The sequence below is a fragment of the Heyndrickxia coagulans DSM 1 = ATCC 7050 genome (genome assembly GCF_000290615.1).
Classification (GTDB): domain Bacteria; phylum Bacillota; class Bacilli; order Bacillales; family Bacillaceae_C; genus Weizmannia; species Weizmannia coagulans.
This window is the reverse complement of sequence record NZ_ALAS01000057.1, coordinates 51,511-71,570: the sequence shown is the minus strand read 5'-3', so window position 1 is coordinate 71,570 and position 20,060 is coordinate 51,511. Positions and strand designations below refer to the sequence as shown.

Here is a 20,060-nt window from a genome sequence, read left to right as displayed (position 1 = left end):
AACGGCTGCGGGACCCGGCAAATGGATGGCCGGCCAGGCGGAAAGGAACGGGCCCGGATTTCCCGCCCGCACTTTCCGCCCCGTTTTTTTGTATTTCAACTATGCTTTTCGTACATTTCCCTGTAAAATAGAAATATACTTTTTACCTGAATTTTCAGCATCAGCAAGCATTTTCTTGATGAGAAAAAGGATGATATTATGGACAATTCGAAAGCTGAAGAACAAACAAAGAAACTCCAGGAACTGCCAATTGATATTTTTTTCAGCCGGGATTTTCTTTCCAAGCTTTCCGAGACGGTCAGTGTTTTGAAAGTGGAAAATGGGCCGACGTTTAAAAATTGACCAGTCTTTTGTCCGGGAACTGGAAAACAGCCAAAAAGACGCGGCCATTACAAGAACGATCATCCATCTCGCCCACCAGCTCGGGCTTGAAGTCGTCGCGGAAGGGGTGGAGGAACAAGGGCAGGTGAAGTTTTTGCAATCGGCCCGCTGCCAGAAAGCGCAAGGATATTTCTTCAGCCGGCCTGTCCTCGCCGAAGAAGTGGAAAAGCAGCTGTTTGTGTAAAATCCGTCCGTTAAATTGTCAAAACGTATTTTCTTTTTCCCTGACTAATGGTACATTGTATGGTATGGTATAGAAAAAAGTACTTCACCAAGACGGCTCTTTCTATCGTTTTCGGTGCCAGCCGGAATCCGGGCCGCATTTTTGGACACGGAAGGAGCGTTCAAAATGAGCGAAAGAATGGACATGATTTTTATCCCGGCTGAGGCTGGATATATTAAAATTTACGTTTTCGGATTTTTGCGTGACAGTGCCTGGGGGCAGGTGTTTGCGGAATATAACGGCCTGACGGTTGTGGTAAAAGGCTATAACCGCAAGAAAACGATCATCCGGGCATTAACGAAGCTGCATGAGTCCTTATTAAAATTAAAAAAAGATTCTTAGGTTCATACGCCTTGGAAGCACCTTGGCCGGGGCGCCGGGATAGTTTGCGACGGTATCTGGCAGTTTGCCGAAGCCGTTGAATTTTTTTATATAAAATGAATGGCTGATCATTCATGAAAGGGGAGAAGGTTAATGAAAGAAAAAGTTGTCATCGTAACAGGCGGTTCAAGCGGAATGGGGAAGGCAATGGCGGCTAAATTTGCGCAGTCGGAAGCAAAAGTTGTCATTACAGGAAGAGATGAAGAAAAATTAAGGGCTACAAAAGCGGAATTGCTCCGTTACCATTCCGATATCTTCACGGTGCAAATGGACGTCCGGAAGCCGGAAGATGTAGAGAGAATGGTGGAAGAGACAGACAAAAAATTCGGGCACATTGATTTTCTTGTCAACAATGCCGCCGGAAACTTTATCTGCCCGGCGGAAAAATTATCGGTAAACGGCTGGAATGCGGTCATCAATATTGTTTTAAACGGGACATTCTATTGTTCCCGGGCAGTTGGAAACTACTGGATAGAAAAAAAGATCAAAGGGAGCATCCTCAATATGGTCGCGACTTATGCCTGGGGGGCAGGAGCTGGCGTTGCCCATTCAGCAGCGGCAAAAGCGGGTGTGTTATCCTTAACACGTACGCTTGCGGTGGAATGGGGAAAAAAATACGGCATCCGCGTGAATGCGATCGCGCCCGGCCCGATTGAAAGAACAGGCGGGGCGGGCAAGCTGTGGGAATCGGAAGAAGCGGCCCAAAGGACATTAAACAGTGTCCCGCTCGGGCGGCTCGGAACGCCGGAAGAAATTGCCGAACTTGCTTTTTTCCTGTTTTCGCCCCATGCCGCATATATCAATGGAGAAGTGGTTACAATGGACGGCGGCCAGTGGCTGAATCAGCATCCTTTTTAAACGGCCGCGAAAGGAGCGGATTATGCAGCAACTAAAAAAAGAACATTTTATTACCCATTTTTCAGCGGAAAACAAGCCGGCTTACAAAGTCCGGCTGGACGAAACGTTTGCCGTGGAGACGTTTGATTGCTACGGCGGAAAAATCACCTCGGAAAGCCAGCTCAGGACGGAAGTGGACATTCCATTTATAAACCCGGCGACCGGCCCGATTGAGATCGAAGGCGTGAAAAAAGGCGACATCCTTTGTGTCGACATTCAAAATATTGAGCTGGATGAAGCCGGTGTCATGGTGCTTTACCCCGGGATGGGGGCACTCGGCGAAGAGGTAAAAGAAACCGATACGCGCATCATCCGCGTAAAGGACGGTAACATCCAGTTTAACAGCCGCCTTCACTTTCCGGCTGCCCCGATGATCGGCGTCATCGGCGTTGCCCCGGAAAAAGGCGCAGTGCTTTGTGAAATACCCGGAGACCATGGCGGCAATATGGATACGAGATGGATCACGGCGGGGTCGAAATTGTACCTCCCCGTTTTCCATGACGGCGCCCTGCTTGCGCTCGGCGATCTTCACGCCGCAATGGGGGACGGGGAACTGGATGGTTCAGGCGTGGAAATTGGCGGTAAAGTCACCCTGCAATGCACGAAACTGGCCGGCGCTCCCGCCATCGGCATGCCGGCCGTTGAAACCAGCCAGACATGGTTTTTGATTTCATCGGCAGAAACCCTGGAAGCGGCGGCGAAAAAAGGGATGCGGGCGGCTGCAAACAGGTTCCGGGCTGCATTCGGGCTCGGGTTTAATGATGCCTACAGGCTTTTGAGCGCCACATGCTCCCTTGAAATCAGCCAGATTGTAAATCCGCTTGTGACGGTCAGAATAGCCGTGCCGAAAGCTGTTTTGCCCGATTTGTTCGCGCCGGGCCCGCTGCTTTAAATGCAGGGCACTGGAAAAGTATTCAAGAAACGGTAAGGCACTAAATGGCGGTGTCTCGCCGTTTTTATGTTTTCTTTTGGCCTTTTCAGCGGCTTCTTTTAAAGCAGGGGGTTTTTCTGCGGGACAAATCGAAAAAATGGTACAAGGTCTTCCCCGATTTCGGATAAAATAAGGACAGAAACGGCACAAAATGAAAAAATTTGCCGCCGCTCCCTTTTCTAAGCGAAGGTTTTACTGTAAAATTCGAATGGGACAGGTTATCATTTGTGTGAATAAAAGGGTGAATGCCGTTATTCAAAACCGGCACTCACGTTCGTCGAAAGGAGTCCATTATGTCTCAATTATTAGGTATTATCCAAAGGCTGCAGGCGATGCAGGAAGCAAAAGATACAGGGGAAGTCCAGCAACGGCGTTTTGAAGTGAACGGCAAGGCGCTCTGCCAGGTGAAATTTTTTCCACAAACCGGAACGTTTGAACTGGAAGTATTCGACGGGCAGAAACACGCCAGCAAGTACCAGTTTGACGACCTGGATATTGCCGCCATCGAAATTTTTGATATCGTCCAGGAAGGCTCTGATAGTTAAAAAATTTTTTCGCTCGGCATAAAGCCGGGCGTTTTTCTTTCGTCAATCAAGCCCTGTTTATGATAAAATAGTAGTGATTCATCATGCATCAACGGCAAACGAAATAAGCATCTCCTCTTGAAGGTTTTGTACCTGAAAATACGGAAGAAAAGGAGATTTTTGCAAGATGATTTCATTGCAGAGCCAGGAATTTCTTGAACCGAAAATCATGGATTTTATGATCCCGTCTGAAAAAGTGGCCCATGTGCAGGTTGGAAACAGCCTGGAACATGCTTTGCTCGTGCTGACGAAAAGCGGGTATGCCGCTGTTCCGGTTTTGGACGCCAGCTACCGGCTGCACGGCCTGATCAGTTCCGCGATGATCACCGATTCCATTTTGGGGCTGGAACGGATTGAATTTGAAAAACTGGGCGAGATTAAGGTGGAACAGGTCATGAAGGCGGACATTCCGCGGCTAAATGTGCATGACAATTTTGAAAAAGCGTTGCGTTGGCTTGTTGACCACAATTTTTTATGTGTCGAAGACGATGAAGGATTTTTTGCTGGCATTTTTACAAGGCGCTCGCTTCTGAAAGAATTGAACCATCATATTCATAAATTGAATCATTTTTAGCGGCGGCACCGCGCAAATGGCTGCGCGGTCCGTTTTTCCATAAACCAAAGAAAACGGATTGGGGTTAACATGAATTTTTCGGAGTGCCAGTTACTGTCTGTTTTAGCACAGGAGTTAAATATGCGGAAGGCAGCTGAACGCCTGTTTGTATCGCAGCCGGCCTTGTCGCAAAGGCTGCAGTCGGTTGAAAGGCAGTGGGGGGCGCAATTGTTTCTCCGCACGCAAAAAGGGTTGATCATAACGCCTGAGGGGGAACTGGTCATCCAGCTCGCCAATGAAATGCTCGAAAAGGAAGAAAATGTGCGGGAAGCCATCCGCACGCTCGACTCAAAAGTGCACGGGACATTAAAAATCGCCTGCGCCACGATCGTCGGCCAAAACTGGCTGCCGAAAGTGCTGAAAACATTCGTTGAAAAATATCCGGATGCAAAAATCTCGCTTGTCACGGGCTGGAGCAGTGAAATTTTGCGGTCCATTTACGAAGATGAAGTCCATATCGGCATTGTCCGCGGTTTGAATGAATGGAAAAGCACGAAAATCCATTTGTTTGAAGACCAGCTCTTTCTCGTGGACCAGGAAATTGACACCCTTGAAAAGCTGCCGGCTGCCGACCGGCCGTTTATCCAGTTTAAAAGCGATTCAAATTATTATCAGGAAATGATGGACTGGTGGCACCGCGAGTTTCAAACTTCCCCGAAACAAACAATCGTAGTGGACCAGATCGAAACGTGCAAGCAAATGGTTTTTAACGGCATCGGTTATGCGATTTTGCCTGCGATCACGCTGGACGGGGCGGAAATCCGCCATCTGCACAAAATTCCGCTCAAAGGGGAAGGCGGGGAGCCGCTGAAACGCGACACATGGCTCCTCGGTTATGACGCCGCGTTTCAATTGAAGCAGGTCCGCGCTTTTGTAAAAGTGGTGCGTGAATTTATTGCGGCACAGCCCCATATCCTTTAAAATGAACATATGCGCAAACTATCACATTTATCGGCGAATCAGCTGTCAGGAGGCATACATATGGACATGATGGATGCAAATGAGATCATTTCATTCATAGCAAACAGCAAAAAATCAACACCTGTAAAAGTATATGTGAAGGGAAATGTCGATGGCCTTGATTTCGGTGAGTCAGCCCGCGTTTTCGCAGGCGGCGGCATGGCTGTCATCTTTGGCGAATGGGAAGAGATTTCGGCCGTGCTGGAAGCAAACCGTGGCAAAATCGCGGATTATGTCGTGGAAAATGACCGCCGCAACTCGGCCATTCCGCTTCTCGATTTAAAAGGAATCAACGCCCGTATTGAACCTGGCGTCACGATCCGTGACCGTGTTGAAATCGGCAATAATGCCGTCATTATGATGGGGGCCGTGATCAATATTGGTGCCGTTATTGGAGAAGGCACGATGATCGACATGAACGCCGTTTTAGGCGGCCGGGCAACAGTCGGGAAGAACTGCCATATCGGAGCCGGCGCCGTGCTTGCCGGGGTCATTGAACCGCCTTCTGCAAATCCGGTTGTCATTGAGGATGATGTATTAATCGGAGCGAATGCTGTGATCCTGGAAGGCGTACGCGTCGGAAAAGGGGCGGTTGTGGCAGCCGGTGCGGTCGTCACGCAAGATGTGCCACCGCATACCGTTGTTGCAGGCATTCCGGCAAAAGTGATCAAAGAAATTGACGAAAAAACAAAATCCAAAACCGAAATCATGAAAGATCTTAGAAATTTGTAAGCCGGAAGGACGGGTGCCAAAAAACGGTGCCCGGCCTTTTTTGCCATACCGGAAAGGAAGGGCTGGATATGGAAACGAATTTGATTGCCATCAGGCGGGATCTGCATCGGATTCCCGAGCTCGGATATCAGGAGCATAAAACACAGCGGTACATCCTTGATTTTATTTCGCGTTTGCCGAAAGGCCATCTTGAAGTGAAAACATGGAAAACCGGGGTGCTTGTAAAAGTAAAGGGGACCCGCCCCAAAAAAAAGATCGGTTACCGGACGGATATAGACGGCCTGCCGATCAAAGAAGAGACAGGCTTCCCGTTTCAATCGGAACACGAAGGAAACATGCATGCGTGTGGCCACGATTTTCATATGGCGATCGCACTCGGGATTTTATCGCATTTTGCAAGCCGGCCCGTTAAGGATGATCTGATCTTTATTTTTCAGCCGGCAGAGGAAGGGCCTGGAGGGGCGGAAGCGATGCTAGAAGAAGTGCTGCGCAATGAATGGCGGCCGGACCTTGTGATGGCGCTTCATGTTGCGCCGGAATACCCGGCCGGCACGGTAGCGGTAAAAAAGGGGCTGCTGTTTGCCAATACATCCGAACTGTATATTGACCTGGAAGGAAAGGGCGGGCATGCGGCCTATCCGCAGCATACAAAGGATATGGTGGTGGCGGCGGCCCATCTGGTGACCCAGCTCCAGTCCATTATCTCACGCAATATCGACCCGCTCGACAGCGCAGTGGTGACCATCGGGAAAATCACTGGCGGCACGGTTCAAAATGCAATCGCGGAACATGCGCGCCTTGAAGGGACGATCCGCACGTTATCAAGCGAAGCCATGGAAAAAGTGAAGCACAGGATTGAAGCAATCACAAGCGGGCTTTCGGCTGGTTTTGAGTGCCGGGCGGAAATTGATTACGGCTGCAATTATTACCAGGTGTTCAATCATCCGGAAGAGACCGCCCGCTTTATGGATTTTGTCCGAAGCTACGGCGGAGCGCACCTGCATGAATGCAGGGAAGCTTTGACAGGGGAGGATTTCGGCTATATGCTGAAAGAAATCCCCGGCTTTATGTTCTGGCTCGGGGTCGGGTCTCCATACGGGCTGCATCATGCCAAATTTGCGCCGGATGAACGTGCGCTCAGGACCGCTGCCGATTTGATGGTATCCTATATTTTATCGTTGCAGTAAAAAAGAAGGGGGGCACCCCTTCTTTTTTTTGCGGCGCTATTCCTCTTTTTTGGAAAGGCAATGGTCGCATTCCAGCATGTACGATTCTGCTTGTTCTTCAATCGGCTGGCCGCATTCAGGGCATTGTTTCGCAGGCAATGTTTTGAAAAATTCAACTGGGCTCATCATCATTTTTCATCCATCTCCTTTTTCGTGTTTGGAATCATATCGGCTGTTATAAAACCATCGATGATGCCGCAATGCCGGGCCCGGGCTGTCGCGGCAAAAAAGTATGTTTTATAACAACAAATCATTTATCTTTCTGTTATAATACAGTATATACCCTAAAATTTGTTTTGTACAGTCCTTTTTGCAAAAAAATAAAAAATTCTTTTCAGGCGGGAGGAAAAAATTCGGGAAGCATTTTCCCCTGCAAAATGCCGGGCCTTTCAAACAGGCATACAAAAAAGCACCCCGATAACGGAGGCGCTGAAAAAGTGTGTTTTAAAGATGCAAAAAAACAGCGGGACACGCTGAATGGTGGTGCCCCGCCGTTTTTTGTTTTCGTTTGGACTTTCTGGCGGCTTCCTAGCAGAATGCCCCTTTTTTAAACTTCCATAATAATCGGCATAATCATCGGCCGGCGTTTCGTTTTTTCGTATAAAAACGGCGCCAGCGTATCTGTTATTTCGTTTTTGATTTCTGCCCATTGCGTCGTTTTTCGTTCCATTACTTTATTCAAGTGCTTTGTGATGATTGTTTGCGCTTCGTTGATCAAATCGCCGGATTCACGCATGTACACAAAGCCCCTTGAAATAATATCAGGGCCGGATGCAATTTTAAACTCGTTCATATTGATAGCCACAACGACAATGACGAGCCCTTCTTCAGAGAGGATGCGGCGGTCGCGCAAAACGATATTGCCGATATCGCCGATGCCGCTCCCATCGATATAGACAGAGCCGGACGGGATTTTGCCGGCAATTTCTGCGGTGTCATGGCCGAGCGCCAGCACTTCGCCATTATCCATGATAAAGCAGTTTTCTTCCGGGACGTCGCAGTCAATGGCAAGCTTGGCATGCGTCCTGAGCATCCGGTATTCCCCGTGGATCGGCATAAAATACTTCGGTTTGATCAGCCGCAGCATCAGCTTCTGTTCTTCCTGCCCGCCATGGCCTGATGTGTGCACATTGTTCAGCGAGCCGCTGATAACGTCGGCGCCGGCGCGGTACAGCAAATTAATCGTCCGGTTGATGCTCGTCGTATTGCCCGGAATCGGGGAGGAAGAAAAGACGACGGTATCGCCGGGCTGGATCTGGATCTGCCGGTGCGTGCCGTTTGCAATTCTGGACAGCGCCGCCATCGGTTCGCCCTGGGTGCCGGTGCAAAGAATGGTCACCCGGTTGGCCGGCAGGCGGTTCAATTGCTGTGTGTCAATAAACGTATCTTTCGGGGCGCGAATATAGCCCAGATCATGGCCAATTTCAATCGCCGCTTCCATGCTGCGCCCGAACACGGCAATTTTCCGCCCTGCCAGAACAGCCGCTTCCGTCACCTGCTGAAGGCGGTGAATATTGGAGGCAAACGTGGCAAAAATAATCCGCCCGTCCACTTTTCGGAAAATATCCTGGATGCTTTCCCCAACACGCCGTTCTGACATCGTAAAATGCGGCACTTCGCTGTTCGTGCTGTCGGACAAAAGGCAAAGCACGCCTTCTTTTCCGATTTCGGCCATTTTCGTTAAGTTAGCCGGCTCGCCCACCGGTGTAAAGTCAAACTTGAAGTCGCCAGTGTGCACGATATTACCCGGCGGCGTTTTGACGACAATGCCGTAAGAATCCGGGATGCTGTGTGTCGTCCGGAAAAATGCGACAGATGTTTTCCGGAATTTAATCACATCGTCTTCTTTGATTTCAATCAGCTTTGTCTGCCGGAGAAGGCCGTGCTCTTCCAGCTTGTTCCGAATAAGGCCGAGTGCAAGCTTACCGCCGTAAATCGGGACATTGATCTGGCGCAGCAAATACGGAATGCCGCCGATATGGTCTTCATGCCCGTGCGTGATAAACAGGCCCTTGATTTTGTCCGCGTTTTTCACGAGGTAGGTGTAATCCGGGATGACATAGTCGATTCCGAGCAGTTCATCTTCGGGAAATTTGATGCCTGCATCAATTAAAATCATTTCATCTTGAAATTGTACGCCATAAGTGTTTTTTCCGATTTCGCCCAATCCGCCGAGAGCGAAAACCGCTGTCTGGTCATTTTTAACAAATTTCATACAGTTACTCCGTTAATTTAAAATTATCCTGCTGCTTTTCGTATTCAAGATATTTTCCCTCAAGCAGCTGGATGTATTCAATGTTGATTCGGCGGTCTTTCAACTTTTGGCGTACTTCCCTTTCCGATCCGGCTTCAATATAGAACGTCTTCGTGTTTTCCCGGACAGGAATTTCTTCAGGATTTTCCTGGTAATACACTTTGTAAATCATGATTAATCTCTCCTTGCTCCGTTTTCAATTGTAACTTTTTCTATTATATATAAATCATGGCGCATATCACAACTTTTTCATGGCCTTTTTTCATAAAGAAAAGAATAATCCCTCCTGGAAAAGAGGGATTCAAAAGTTCAGGCGATTAACTTTTTGCGCAGCATATCTTTCCACTGTTTTAAAAGCTTCTTCCTCAGCTTTTTTAACATTGTGGATCAACTCCCTACTTCTATTGTAATATTAATTTGGATATTGTAAAGGCGTGCGGCTCATTCTTGTCCTTTATTATATGTAGGGAAAAGGCGGAAGCGTCACGCCAAAATATGACAATTTCCGGCAGGCCGGGAAAAATTGCCGCAAAAAATGGCAGCGTTTGCAACAACGCCCGGGCCCGGCGGAACCGGTTTTCCTGAAAACCTTCTCCAGCAACGTTTCCGCTTTTATAGTACAGATTTAAATACACATTGATACAGTTTTTCCAAACAGAATGATTCGGTATATTAGAAAAATATTGGATAGAAAAAGCGTTTATAATTGACGCTTTTTTATTTTTCATGTACTCTATATATGTTGAATATAGTGTTGTATTAGTCACTTCCGCTTTTTCATTGATACAGCGCATTTTTGGCAGGTCAAAAATGATTGCGGTTACTTGAAGGAATTGTCGGTTTCTGCTGTAAACACACATTTTTTAAAATCGGCGAAATTGTATCTTCATATATGCGGATAAAGAAAGGATTGGTGAACGGGATGGCTTCACGCACAAAGTTTGATGAAGTAAAGACGCTTCATGACATTGAAGAAAGATTTGAAACAGTCCAAATTTTAAATGAAGAAGGGAAAATTGTAAACGATTCCCTCATGCCTGATTTAACGGATGAACAGCTTCAGGAAATGATGCGGAGAATGGTATATACCCGCATTCTTGATCAGCGGTCCATCTCCCTGAACCGCCAGGGCCGCCTCGGGTTTTACGCACCGACTGCCGGCCAGGAAGCTTCCCAGATTGCTTCCCATTTTGCACTTGAAAAAGAGGACTTCATTCTCCCGGGATACCGCGATGTGCCGCAGCTGATTTGGCATGGCCTTCCGCTTGAACAGGCATTTTTATGGTCGCGCGGGCATGTGGACGGGATGAAAGGCATTGAAAAATTGAACATCCTCCCGCCGCAAATCATTATCGGCGCCCAGTATGTGCAGACTGCCGGCGTTGCGCTCGGCATTAAAAAACGCGGCAAAAAGGCCGTTGCAGTGACGTATACAGGGGACGGCGGCAGTTCACAAGGGGACTTTTACGAAGGCATCAACTTTGCGGGCGCCTTTAAAGCCCCGGCTGTTTTTATTGTCCAAAACAACCAGTTCGCGATTTCAACGCCGCGCTCCGTGCAAACCGCGGCCAAAACACTGGCGCAAAAAGCGGTGGCTGCAGGCATCCCGGGAATTGTGGTGGACGGTATGGACCCGCTTAGTGTATATGCGGCGGTAAAACGCGCACGCGAACGCGCTCTCGCTGGCGAAGGGCCTTCCCTGATTGAAACGATCTGCTACCGTTTCGGCCCGCATACAATGAGCGGGGACGACCCGACACGTTACCGTACGGAAGACCTTGACAATGAATGGGCGAGAAAAGATCCACTTGTCCGTTTTCGCAAGTTTCTGGAACAGAAAAACCTGTGGAGCGAAGAGCAGGAAAATGGAACAATCGAACAGGCGAAAGAAGATATTAAAGCTGCCATTAAGAAAGCGGATAGCGCGCCGAAACAGAAAGTGACGGATCTGATCTCCGTGATGTACGAAGAACTTCCGCAAACCTTAAAGGAACAATACGAATTTTACCAAGCAAAGGAGTCGAAATAAGCCATGGCCCAATTAACGATGATACAGGCAATTACGGATGCGCTCAGGACCGAGTTAAAAAATGATGAAAATGTTTTGGTATTCGGTGAAGATGTCGGCGTAAACGGCGGCGTCTTCCGGGCAACGGAAGGGCTGCAAAAAGAGTTCGGCAAAGACCGCGTCTTTGATACGCCGCTCGCCGAATCCGGCATCAACGGGCTTGCCATCGGGCTTGCGCTCCAGGGTTTCCGGCCGGTTCCTGAAATCCAGTTTTTCGGTTTTGTTTTTGAAACCATGGATTCAATCCACGGCCAGATGGCGAGATACCGGTTCCGCACCGGCGGGGATTTGAAAATGCCGATTACAATACGCGCTCCTTTCGGCGGGGGCGTGCATACGCCGGAAATGCATGCGGACAGCCTCGAAGGACTCATGGCGCAAACACCGGGCATCAAAGTTGTGATTCCGTCCACGCCTTATGATGCGAAAGGGCTGCTGATCTCCGCGATCCGGGACAATGACCCGGTCGTTTTCCTCGAACATATGAAACTGTACCGTTCTTTCCGGGAAGAAGTGCCGGAAGAAGAATATACGATTCCGCTCGGAAAAGCAGATGTAAAACGGGAAGGAAAAGATATTTCGATTATCGCTTACGGCGCAATGGTCCATGAATCATTGAAAGCAGCGGATGAACTTGGAAAAGAAGGATACTCCGCAGAAGTGGTTGATCTCCGCACAGTCAGCCCGCTTGATGTGGAAACGATTGTGGCGTCTGTGGAAAAAACAAACCGCGCCATTGTCGTCCAGGAAGCACAGCGCCAGGCCGGCGTTGCGGCAAACGTTGTTGCGGAAATCAACGAACGCGCGATTTTTAGCCTGGAAGCGCCGGTATTGCGTGTAACGGCCCCGGATACCGTTTATCCGTTCTCGCAGGCGGAAGGCGTTTGGATTCCGACCTATAAAGATATTTTGGAAAAAGCAAAAGAGGCATTGACATTCTAAACCGGTTTTTGCCGTAAGTAAGAGGGTTATGGCGGCGCGCTGAACCGGGATACATTCCAATCGAGTTTTTGCTGCACCTTGAATGGGGCGCATTTTGAAAAAAGGAGCGTGAACACCTTGTCATTTGAATTCAGGCTGCCGGATATCGGCGAAGGGATCCATGAAGGCGAAATTGTAAAATGGTTTATTAAACCGGGCGATAAAGTTTCGGAAGACGACGTGCTCTGTGAAGTGCAAAATGACAAATCGGTTGTCGAAATTCCGTCCCCTGTGGAAGGGACCGTTGAAGAAATTCTTATTGACGAAGGAAGCGTCGCAGTTGTCGGTGATGTCCTTGTAAAATTCGATGCGCCCGGATATGAAAATCTTCAATTTAAAGGGGACCATGGGCACGATCAGAAAGAAGAAGCAGCAGAAAGTGCAAAACCGGAACCGGCAAAACAGGAAACAGCTGAAACTGCCAAGCCTGCTGAAAAAGAAGCAGAACACGGATCCGAATCCGCGGATCGCCGCGTGATCGCGATGCCATCCGTGCGGAAATATGCCCGTGAAAAAGGCGTCGATATCCGGCTTGTGTCCGGAACCGGAAAAAACGGCCGCGTGCTCCGCGAAGATATCGATGCGTATGTGAACGGGCCACAGCAGACGGAAACGGAAGCCGGCAAAACCGAAGCACAGGCGCCTGATTCCCAAGATGCTGTGCCTGAAGGGGAATTCCCTGAAACACGCGAACCGATGAGCGGCATCCGCAAAGCGATTGCAAAAGCGATGGTCAACTCGAAACAAACCGCGCCGCATGTTACGCTGATGGATGATGTCGATGTGACGGCACTGGTCGCGCACCGGAAAAAATTCAAAGAGATCGCGGCAGAAAAAGGCATCAAACTGACTTTCCTGCCATATGTCGTAAAAGCGCTCGTCAGCACGCTGCGGGAATACCCGGTTTTAAATAGTTCGATTGATGATGAAACGAATGAAATCATCCATAAGCATTATTACAATATCGGGATTGCCGCTGATACGGAGCGCGGCTTGCTTGTGCCGGTCGTCAAACACGCCGACCGCAAACCGGTATTTGCGGTTTCCAAAGAAATTAATGAACTGGCTGAAAAAGCAAGAGATGGAAAGCTTGCCCCGAACGAAATGAAAGGCGCTTCCATTACGATTTCCAATATCGGTTCCGCCGGCGGGCAATGGTTTACACCGGTTATCAACCGTCCGGAAGTGGCTATTTTAGGAATCGGCCGGATTGCAGAAAAGCCGGTCGTTAAAAACGGTGAAATTGTTGCAGCGCCTGTACTGGCGTTGTCGCTCAGTTTTGACCACCGTATCATCGATGGTGCCACCGCACAAAATGCGTTAAATCATATCAAACGTTTGTTGCATGATCCAGAACTTTTATTAATGGAGGCGTAATCTGATGGTTGTAGGAGATTTTCCAATTGAAACCGACACAATTGTAATCGGCGCAGGGCCTGGCGGATATGTCGCGGCCATCCGGGCAGCCCAGCTCGGCCAAAAAGTGACGATCGTTGAAAAGCAGTTTATCGGCGGGGTTTGCTTAAATGTAGGATGCATTCCTTCAAAAGCGCTCATTTCGGCGGCGCACCGCTATGAATACGCAACGGAATCCGAGGCGCTCGGCATTGCCGTTGAAAATGCAAAAATTGATTTTGGGAAAGTGCAGGAATGGAAATCCGGCGTCGTGAAAAAACTGACCGGAGGCGTAGAAAGCCTGTTAAAAGGCAACAAAATTGACATCGTCCGCGGGGAAGCCTATTTTGTCGATGACCATACGCTTCGTGTAATGGACGAGAAATCAGCGCAAACCTATACGTTTAAAAATGCGATTCTCGCAACCGGTTCGCGACCGATTGAAATCCCTTCCTTCAAATTTTCAGAACGCGTCATTGATTCAACCGGCGCGCTGAGTTTGAAGGAAATTCCGGAAAAACTCGTCATTATCGGCGGCGGCGTCATCGGAATGGAACTCGGGACAGCCTATGCAAAATTCGGGGCGAAAGTAACGATTTTGGAAGGGGCAAAAGACATTATCGGCGGCGCGTTTGAAAAACAAATGACCTCCCTCGTTGTCCGCAAGCTAAAAAAACGGGGTGTCGAAATTATCACGGAAGCGATGGCAAAAGGCGTGGAAGAGAAGGAAAACGGCGTAGTTGTCACGTATGAAGCAAAAGGCCAGGAACAAAAAGTGGAAGGCGATTATGTGCTGGTTACGGTCGGGCGCCGTCCAAACACAGATGAACTCGGCCTTGAACAGTTGAATTTAAAGATGACAGACAGAGGCATTATCGAAGTGGATAAACAGTGCCGGACAAGCGTGCCGAATATTTATGCCATCGGTGATATTGTCCCGGGCCCGCAGCTTGCCCACAAAGCCTCCTATGAAGGGAAGATTGCGGCCGAAGCCATTTCCGGGCAGCCGGCCGAAGTGGATTACCTCGGCATTCCGGTCATTGTCTTTTCTGATCCGGAACTGGCAACGGTCGGCTATACAGAACAGCAGGCAAAAGAAGAGGGCATTGATTATGCAGTCGGCAAATTTCCGTACGGTGCGAACGGGCGGGCACTTGCCCTTGAAGCCGGCGAAGGTTTCGTCAAACTGATTACACGCAAAGAGGACGGGCTGTTGATTGGTGGCCAAATCGTCGGGATCAGCGCTTCCGATATTATTTCGGAAATCGGCCTCGCAATCGAGGCGGGCATGACAGCGGAAGATATCGCGCTGACGATCCATGCCCACCCGACATTAGGGGAAATTACGATGGAAGCGGCCGAAGCGGCACTCGGCACCCCAGTCCATATTTTAAAATAATGATTCAAAGGCTTCACACCGGGAAGGCTGCCCCGGCGTGAAGCCTTTTTCCGTTTAAAGGCGCCGCTTTAAGGCTATAACAGTAACAGCTGCATATGGGACAGATTTTTTCCGCGCTGGCAGGCAGGGTTATAACGGCGAAACCGCGTGCATATTTTGAATTATAATGAAAGGTGCAGGTGGGACAATGAAATGTACGGTGGCATTTTTATTCCAGATCATGATATGGAGCGGTTTTAAACTGGCAGCGTGGCTATCCGGACACGATCCGGCTATTTTTACCGCCGCCCTGTTCATTATCTTTTTATTCATTGCCTTTGCTCTGGCAAAATCAATTGTGCATTCGCTCCGGGCTGCATCTGTAGTAACGGTGTTGAGTCTCGCTGCATACGGGCTTGCGGAAATGTCTTTTTCAAAACTGATTTTCTAAAACAACCACAAAATGACCCCCACTTTCAATTGTATAACACAATTTAAATTATGTTATACAAAATCCTTGATTTTTTCTCCAGTATGACATATTATAATGTTACAAGCGGTTACAAAACTCGCAAAGGGGAGGAAAATCGGATGGGAATCATTGTTTGCCAATCATGCGATGCCATGATTGACCACGTTGAGGAAGAAAAAGTATCCGTGCTTTACTCAACGTGTGACCAATGTAAACACGAAGAAGAATAGTCCTGAAGTGTAGCACTTGATTTTTCAATGCATGCGTCCATTTTCTCTCAGCCGGCTTGTTGCCCGGCTTTTTTTTTGCGTTATGGGATAAAAAAGCAGGCGGGGAGGCCCCGCCTGCTTTTTCAAACTTATTGAATGGCATGATGTTCTTTAATGACGCGGATCGTTTGCAATGTTTCGTCTTCAGGCCCCTGTACGGGAAGGCCGGCTTCGATGTTTTTCCGGATATAGGCAATGTTTTCTTCCGTAATGATTTCCCCCGGGATAAAAATCGGAATGCCCGGCGGATAGACCATGACAAACTCGGCAATAATCCTGCCGGCAGAACTGGAAAGCGGAACGGATTCCGTCTCGGCATAAAAGGCATCACGCGGCGAGAGGGCAAGCGATGGGATTTCGGGAAGCATCACTTTCACCCCCACTTTGCCGGACAAATGCGAGAAGGTTTCGGACAAGCTGTGTAAAGCCTCAACGAGCAAATCCAGTTCCGTTTCTGTATCCCCGGGCGTCACAATGCAAAGAATATTATACAAATCAGAGAGTTCCACTTCTATATGGTAGGTTTCACGCAGCCATTTTTCCGCATCGTGGCCGGTGATCCCCAAATCTTTTACAGAGATGATCAGCTTCGCCGGATCGTAATCATAAGTCGCTTTCGTTTGGAGAATCTCGCTTCCGGCGCAATATAAATGATCGATTTCGTTTATACGCTCCCGTGTTTTTTGCGCAAGGCGGGTTGTTTCCTTGATGATCGTGCTTCCCTCTGTTGCAATCCTTTTTCGGGCGACATCGAGCGAAGCCAGTAAAATGTAGGAAGTGGACGTGGTCGTCAGCATGCTGAAAATGCTTTGAACACGTTTCTTCGATACAAGCCCTTCTTTCAGATTCAAGATCGAACTTTGTGTCAGCGATCCGCCAAGCTTGTGGACGCTCGTTGCGGCCATATCCGCGCCGGCCTGCATGGCGGAAACCGGCAGTTCATCGTCAAAATGAATATGGACGCCGTGTGCCTCGTCCACCAGCACCGGGACATGATAGGCATGGGATATATCCACAATACTTTTCAAATCAGCGGAAATGCCGTAATAGGTCGGATTAATGACCAGGACGGCTTTTGCATCGGGATGTTGCTTGAGCGCTTTGGAAACGGATGCCGGTGTAATGCCGTGTGAAATGCCAAGCACCTGATCCACTTCCGGGTGGATAAAAACGGGCACGGCGCCGGAAAACACAATCGCAGACATCACCGATTTATGGACATTGCGCGGCACGATGATTTTATCGCCCGGCCCGCAGACGCTCATCACCATGGCCATAATTGCGCCGCTCGTCCCTTGTACGGAAAAAAACGTAGCATCCGCCCCGAATGCTTCCGCGGCAAGCTTCTGCGCCTCCTCGATCATGCCGTGGGGCTGGTGAAGATCATCGAGCGGCTCGATATTAATTAAATCCAGTTTTAATACATTGTCGCCGATGAATTTGCGAAAATCAGGATCCATCCCGCGCCCGGTTTTATGGCCGGGAATATGGAATTGGACGGGATTTCGTTCAATATGCCGGAGTAGCCCGGTGTATAATGGCGTGTGATACTGTGACAATCATTCCACCTCTTTATCTCATTACTGGCTTTTGAAGAAAAACAAGATGGATTATAGCATTCCAGCCGCGGTTTTTAAATAGTTTTTCTTTGCACAGGGAAAAAACAAGCCGGAAGCGGGCGATGGAAAAAGATAAAGCGCATAAAGCATGGAGAAATGAGGGGAAGCTAGACGGTGAGTGTACAGGCGGAAGAAAGCCGTGGGCAAACCGTTCTTTAAAACGGATAGCAGCCCCCTTGTATTCCGGCGGATTGCGGCATGATTGCCCGGGCGGAAGCGATTCAGGTAAAATAGAACGGGTATACTGAAGAAAAGCGAGGTGGTTTGGATGGAATATCCATATCCGATTTCAGCTGACTGGTCGACACAGGAAGTCATCGATGCCGTCCAATTTTTCGAAGCGGTGGAAGAAGCATATGAAAAAGGGGTCAACCGGGACGTGCTGCTTGCCAGGTACCGCCGTTTTAAAGAAATCGTCCCCGGGAAAGCCGATGAGCGGAATATATGCAATGAATTTGAAGAAGCGAGCGGCTACTCCCCGTACCGGGCCGTCAAGAAAATGAAGGAAGAACAGGGCCCGGTCATTAAAATGCATGAAACCGGATCGCGCGGTTAGCGGCACGGAAAGAAAGCAGCATCACCCGCCGATGCTGCTTTTAAGTTGCCTGCAAATACGACTTGGCACAGGAGAAAAAGCGCGCCGTGTTCCGGCGCGCTTTTTCCCTTCCGCGTTCTGTTTAGGCCATTTTGTAGATGGGTAATACATGTACAAAGACGTCCTCGATCGTTTTGGCCAGTTCATCCGGGGACATGCCGGCTGCTTCTTCCCGCGGGATATCCAGCCCGCAAAGCAATTCGGCTTTTTTTACAACCTGCATCCGTCTGAAAAACTCCTTTAGCGTATGGTGATTCATACGGTCAGTGCGGATGCCGCCCGGTTTTGTATGATCATCCGACCAAATGTAATGGCCAGGCATATTTTCTAAAATCGGATCAATTTTCTTTTCGAGTTTTTTTCCGATGGACGCTTTTTGCGGGCACTCATTCATGATGGCCGTGACGATGAAGAGCCGGTCTTCCCACAGCCCAATTTGAAAATGGGGAAGCATTTTGTAGCCGCGCTTGCCGGGGGAAAAAGCCACCCACGTATCTTTCGGCGGATTGACGGTACGGCGGGCGTGTTTGGCAACATGATAAAATATTTCTTCACCGGTCAAAACCGACAAAACCGGCGAAAAGTATTCCCCCAATGTTTCAAGTTTCGGGCGGACGGTTGATTTCAGCTGTTCCATCCGCTGGTCGAGGCCCTCAATCCGGAAAACGTCAAAATCCTGTCCGGTAAAAGCGGTGATGCCCATTTGTTCACCTCCGTTCTGTATGAACCATGGGGATGGATATTCATATTTTATCATCCATAAGGGAGGTTTAACAAATAAAAGCCGGAGGGTAAAAATAGGTATACACACAATTTTGTTACATCAGTGATGATTGAACATAATATATATAAAGATAATATCAGAAAATTCATATCATTACCCCAGGAGGATGTGAAGAAAAATGAAACAGGTAATCCCTTCGGTGAAAAGAAAACCTTATGAAAGAAAACGGATTGCAGTCTTGCGCATGGAACTGGATTACGAACTGGCTACGTTGTATGAAGCGATGGAAATGAAAGATGAAGAGCAAAAAGGACAGTCGATTAAGCGTCTGGAAAAAATCCGTGAAGAACTGCTGAAAATGAAAGCCATGTAATGGAAAACAAAAAGGCAGGATGTCGTAAAAAGCGGACTCCCTGTATCGGACAGATGGGGGTTCGTTTTTGTGCAGCAGAGGTCCATGTTTGCAGGCAAAACCCGCTGCCGGAAAACGATGCCGAATGCGTTCCCAAAACTTGATAATTATCTTCATTTCCTTTACGCTTAAGGGAAATGATTTGGAAAGATGGAGGGTCCGGCTATGGACAGATGGGAAGAAATCAATACATATGCCGTCCGGTGGATCAGGGAAGCGGGCGAGCGGATTCTTGCTTCGCAAAAACCGCTGCAAATTGAAACAAAATCGGACCGCAATGATCTGGTGACCAATATTGATAAGGAAACAGAACAATTTTTAATCGGCAAAATCCGGACAATCTTCCCGGATCACCACATTTTGGGTGAAGAAGGCTTCGGCGAAGACATCCGGAATATGGAAGGCATCGTCTGGATTGTGGATCCGATTGACGGGACGGTCAATTTTGTCCACCAAAAAGTCAATTTCATGATTTCAATTGGGGTCTACGAGAACGGAGAAGGCAAACTAGGCTATATTTATGATGTCGTCCGGAAAGAAATGTATTTTGCAGAAAAGGGCAAGGGGGCTTATTTCAACGGGGAACGGATTCCGCTGCTTGCGCAAAACAGGCTCGAGGATACGATCCTTGCACTGAACCCGTATTGTATGGTGGAAAACAGGGGTATCGACCCGGCCCGTCTGGCGGCGCTGGTCAGGGATGTGCGCGGCACAAGGAGTTACGGGTCGGCAGCGCTGGAGCTTGCTTATGTAGCAATGGGAAGGCTTGATGCTTATATTACGATGCGCTTGTCACCTTGGGATTTTGCCGCCGGGAAAGTGATCGTGGAAGAAGTGGGCGGCGTTGTGACGGACGTTTACGGGCGCCCGCTCGATATGCTCGGAAACAGTTCTGTGTTTGCCGGCAGGCCCGGGCTGCATGAGGAAATTTTGAAGCGGTATTTAAAAGGGTGGGAATAAGAAAA

General features: G+C 48.7%; 24 protein-coding genes. 19 read left to right on the top strand and 5 right to left on the bottom strand.

From position 1 onward, the window contains the following. Nucleotides 1-198: 198 nt before the first annotated feature. The 10 genes from IC21_RS16650 (at nt 199) to IC21_RS02145 (ending at nt 6,889) form a co-directional block, all read left to right on the top strand. A complete protein-coding gene (locus IC21_RS16650) occupies nt 199-342 on the top strand; it encodes a hypothetical protein (protein ID WP_155116784.1) in 144 nt (47 codons plus the stop codon). Next, nucleotides 320-565 carry an EAL domain-containing protein gene (locus tag IC21_RS02190; protein ID WP_029141712.1) on the top strand — a complete coding sequence of 82 codons (246 nt, stop codon included), beginning with the start codon at nt 320-322 and terminating at the stop codon, nt 563-565. Before IC21_RS16650 ends, IC21_RS02190 begins: the two co-directional genes overlap by 23 nt. A gap of 165 nt (nt 566-730) precedes the next feature. Beyond that, nucleotides 731-946 (top strand): hypothetical protein, encoded by a 216-nt coding sequence (locus IC21_RS02185; protein ID WP_017554758.1) that lies wholly within the window; start codon nt 731-733, stop codon nt 944-946. Between the two features lie 132 nt (nt 947-1,078). Then, nucleotides 1,079-1,843, top strand: coding sequence for a 2,4-dienoyl-CoA reductase (gene fadH, locus IC21_RS02180; RefSeq protein WP_029141713.1), 765 nt, complete (start codon nt 1,079-1,081; stop codon nt 1,841-1,843). A gap of 22 nt (nt 1,844-1,865) precedes the next feature. Next, nucleotides 1,866-2,774, top strand: a complete 909-nt coding sequence (locus IC21_RS02175) for an acetamidase/formamidase family protein (protein ID WP_029141714.1) — start codon at nt 1,866-1,868, stop codon at nt 2,772-2,774. 332 nt (nt 2,775-3,106) lie between these two features. After that, nucleotides 3,107-3,358 carry a YkuJ family protein gene (locus IC21_RS02165; protein ID WP_013858910.1) on the top strand — a complete coding sequence of 84 codons (252 nt, stop codon included), beginning with the start codon at nt 3,107-3,109 and terminating at the stop codon, nt 3,356-3,358. A gap of 166 nt (nt 3,359-3,524) precedes the next feature. Then, nucleotides 3,525-3,971: a cyclic-di-AMP-binding protein CbpB gene (gene cbpB, locus IC21_RS02160; RefSeq protein ID WP_013858911.1), complete on the top strand. Its 447-nt coding sequence runs from the start codon at nt 3,525-3,527 to the stop codon at nt 3,969-3,971. 69 nt (nt 3,972-4,040) lie between these two features. Next, nucleotides 4,041-4,931, top strand: a complete 891-nt coding sequence (gene ccpC / locus IC21_RS02155) for a transcriptional regulator CcpC (protein ID WP_073193829.1) — start codon at nt 4,041-4,043, stop codon at nt 4,929-4,931. 60 nt (nt 4,932-4,991) lie between these two features. Further along, on the top strand, nt 4,992-5,702 hold the full coding sequence (dapD, locus tag IC21_RS02150) for a 2,3,4,5-tetrahydropyridine-2,6-dicarboxylate N-acetyltransferase (protein ID WP_013858913.1): 711 nt from the start codon (nt 4,992-4,994) through the stop codon (nt 5,700-5,702). Nucleotides 5,703-5,770: 68 nt separating this feature from the next. Continuing rightward, on the top strand, nt 5,771-6,889 hold the full coding sequence (locus IC21_RS02145) for an N-acetyldiaminopimelate deacetylase (RefSeq protein ID WP_013858914.1): 1,119 nt from the start codon (nt 5,771-5,773) through the stop codon (nt 6,887-6,889). Between the two features lie 36 nt (nt 6,890-6,925). On the opposite strand, the gene yhfH is transcribed toward IC21_RS02145, so the two are convergent. From yhfH to IC21_RS02135, 3 genes are all read right to left on the bottom strand, one after another. Beyond that, nucleotides 6,926-7,060 carry a protein YhfH gene (gene yhfH / locus IC21_RS16035; RefSeq protein ID WP_013858915.1) on the bottom strand — a complete coding sequence of 45 codons (135 nt, stop codon included), beginning with the start codon at nt 7,058-7,060 and terminating at the stop codon, nt 6,926-6,928. 415 nt (nt 7,061-7,475) lie between these two features. Next, complete coding sequence (rnjA, locus tag IC21_RS02140) at nt 7,476-9,143, bottom strand: ribonuclease J1 (RefSeq protein ID WP_019721913.1); 1,668 nt, start codon at nt 9,141-9,143, stop codon at nt 7,476-7,478. A gap of 4 nt (nt 9,144-9,147) precedes the next feature. Next, nucleotides 9,148-9,354 carry a DNA-dependent RNA polymerase subunit epsilon gene (locus IC21_RS02135; protein WP_019721914.1) on the bottom strand — a complete coding sequence of 69 codons (207 nt, stop codon included), beginning with the start codon at nt 9,352-9,354 and terminating at the stop codon, nt 9,148-9,150. Nucleotides 9,355-10,104: 750 nt separating this feature from the next. Between IC21_RS02135 and pdhA the strand changes: the two genes are divergently transcribed. From pdhA to IC21_RS17645, 6 genes are all read left to right on the top strand, one after another. Continuing rightward, nucleotides 10,105-11,211 (top strand): pyruvate dehydrogenase (acetyl-transferring) E1 component subunit alpha, encoded by a 1,107-nt coding sequence (pdhA, locus tag IC21_RS02125; protein WP_029141718.1) that lies wholly within the window; start codon nt 10,105-10,107, stop codon nt 11,209-11,211. A 3-nt stretch (nt 11,212-11,214) separates the two neighbouring features. Further along, complete coding sequence (locus tag IC21_RS02120) at nt 11,215-12,192, top strand: alpha-ketoacid dehydrogenase subunit beta (protein WP_029141719.1); 978 nt, start codon at nt 11,215-11,217, stop codon at nt 12,190-12,192. 117 nt (nt 12,193-12,309) lie between these two features. Further along, a complete protein-coding gene (locus tag IC21_RS02115) occupies nt 12,310-13,608 on the top strand; it encodes a dihydrolipoamide acetyltransferase family protein (protein ID WP_029141720.1) in 1,299 nt (432 codons plus the stop codon). A 4-nt stretch (nt 13,609-13,612) separates the two neighbouring features. Further along, nucleotides 13,613-15,025, top strand: coding sequence for a dihydrolipoyl dehydrogenase (gene lpdA / locus IC21_RS02110; protein WP_029141721.1), 1,413 nt, complete (start codon nt 13,613-13,615; stop codon nt 15,023-15,025). A 187-nt stretch (nt 15,026-15,212) separates the two neighbouring features. Further along, nucleotides 15,213-15,455 (top strand): hypothetical protein, encoded by a 243-nt coding sequence (locus IC21_RS02105; RefSeq protein ID WP_029141722.1) that lies wholly within the window; start codon nt 15,213-15,215, stop codon nt 15,453-15,455. Between the two features lie 50 nt (nt 15,456-15,505). Beyond that, complete coding sequence (locus IC21_RS17645; protein WP_371836564.1) at nt 15,506-15,706, top strand: GapA-binding peptide SR1P; 201 nt, start codon at nt 15,506-15,508, stop codon at nt 15,704-15,706. Between the two features lie 128 nt (nt 15,707-15,834). Here IC21_RS17645 and IC21_RS02100 read toward each other — a convergent pair whose 3' ends face one another. Beyond that, nucleotides 15,835-17,304, bottom strand: coding sequence for an aminotransferase class I/II-fold pyridoxal phosphate-dependent enzyme (locus IC21_RS02100; RefSeq protein ID WP_029141723.1), 1,470 nt, complete (start codon nt 17,302-17,304; stop codon nt 15,835-15,837). A gap of 328 nt (nt 17,305-17,632) precedes the next feature. Between IC21_RS02100 and IC21_RS02095 the strand changes: the two genes are divergently transcribed. Next, on the top strand, nt 17,633-17,920 hold the full coding sequence (locus IC21_RS02095; protein WP_013858925.1) for a UPF0223 family protein: 288 nt from the start codon (nt 17,633-17,635) through the stop codon (nt 17,918-17,920). 121 nt (nt 17,921-18,041) lie between these two features. Here IC21_RS02095 and IC21_RS02090 read toward each other — a convergent pair whose 3' ends face one another. Further along, nucleotides 18,042-18,662: a DUF1054 domain-containing protein gene (locus tag IC21_RS02090; RefSeq protein ID WP_013858927.1), complete on the bottom strand. Its 621-nt coding sequence runs from the start codon at nt 18,660-18,662 to the stop codon at nt 18,042-18,044. A gap of 199 nt (nt 18,663-18,861) precedes the next feature. Here IC21_RS02090 and IC21_RS02085 point away from each other — a divergent pair, with 199 nt between their 5' ends. Together IC21_RS02085 and IC21_RS02080 are read left to right on the top strand one after the other, a co-directional pair. Continuing rightward, complete coding sequence (locus IC21_RS02085) at nt 18,862-19,056, top strand: YkzI domain-containing protein (protein WP_019721921.1); 195 nt, start codon at nt 18,862-18,864, stop codon at nt 19,054-19,056. A 204-nt stretch (nt 19,057-19,260) separates the two neighbouring features. Continuing rightward, nucleotides 19,261-20,055 carry an inositol monophosphatase family protein gene (locus tag IC21_RS02080; protein ID WP_029141724.1) on the top strand — a complete coding sequence of 265 codons (795 nt, stop codon included), beginning with the start codon at nt 19,261-19,263 and terminating at the stop codon, nt 20,053-20,055. Nucleotides 20,056-20,060: the final 5 nt, after the last annotated feature.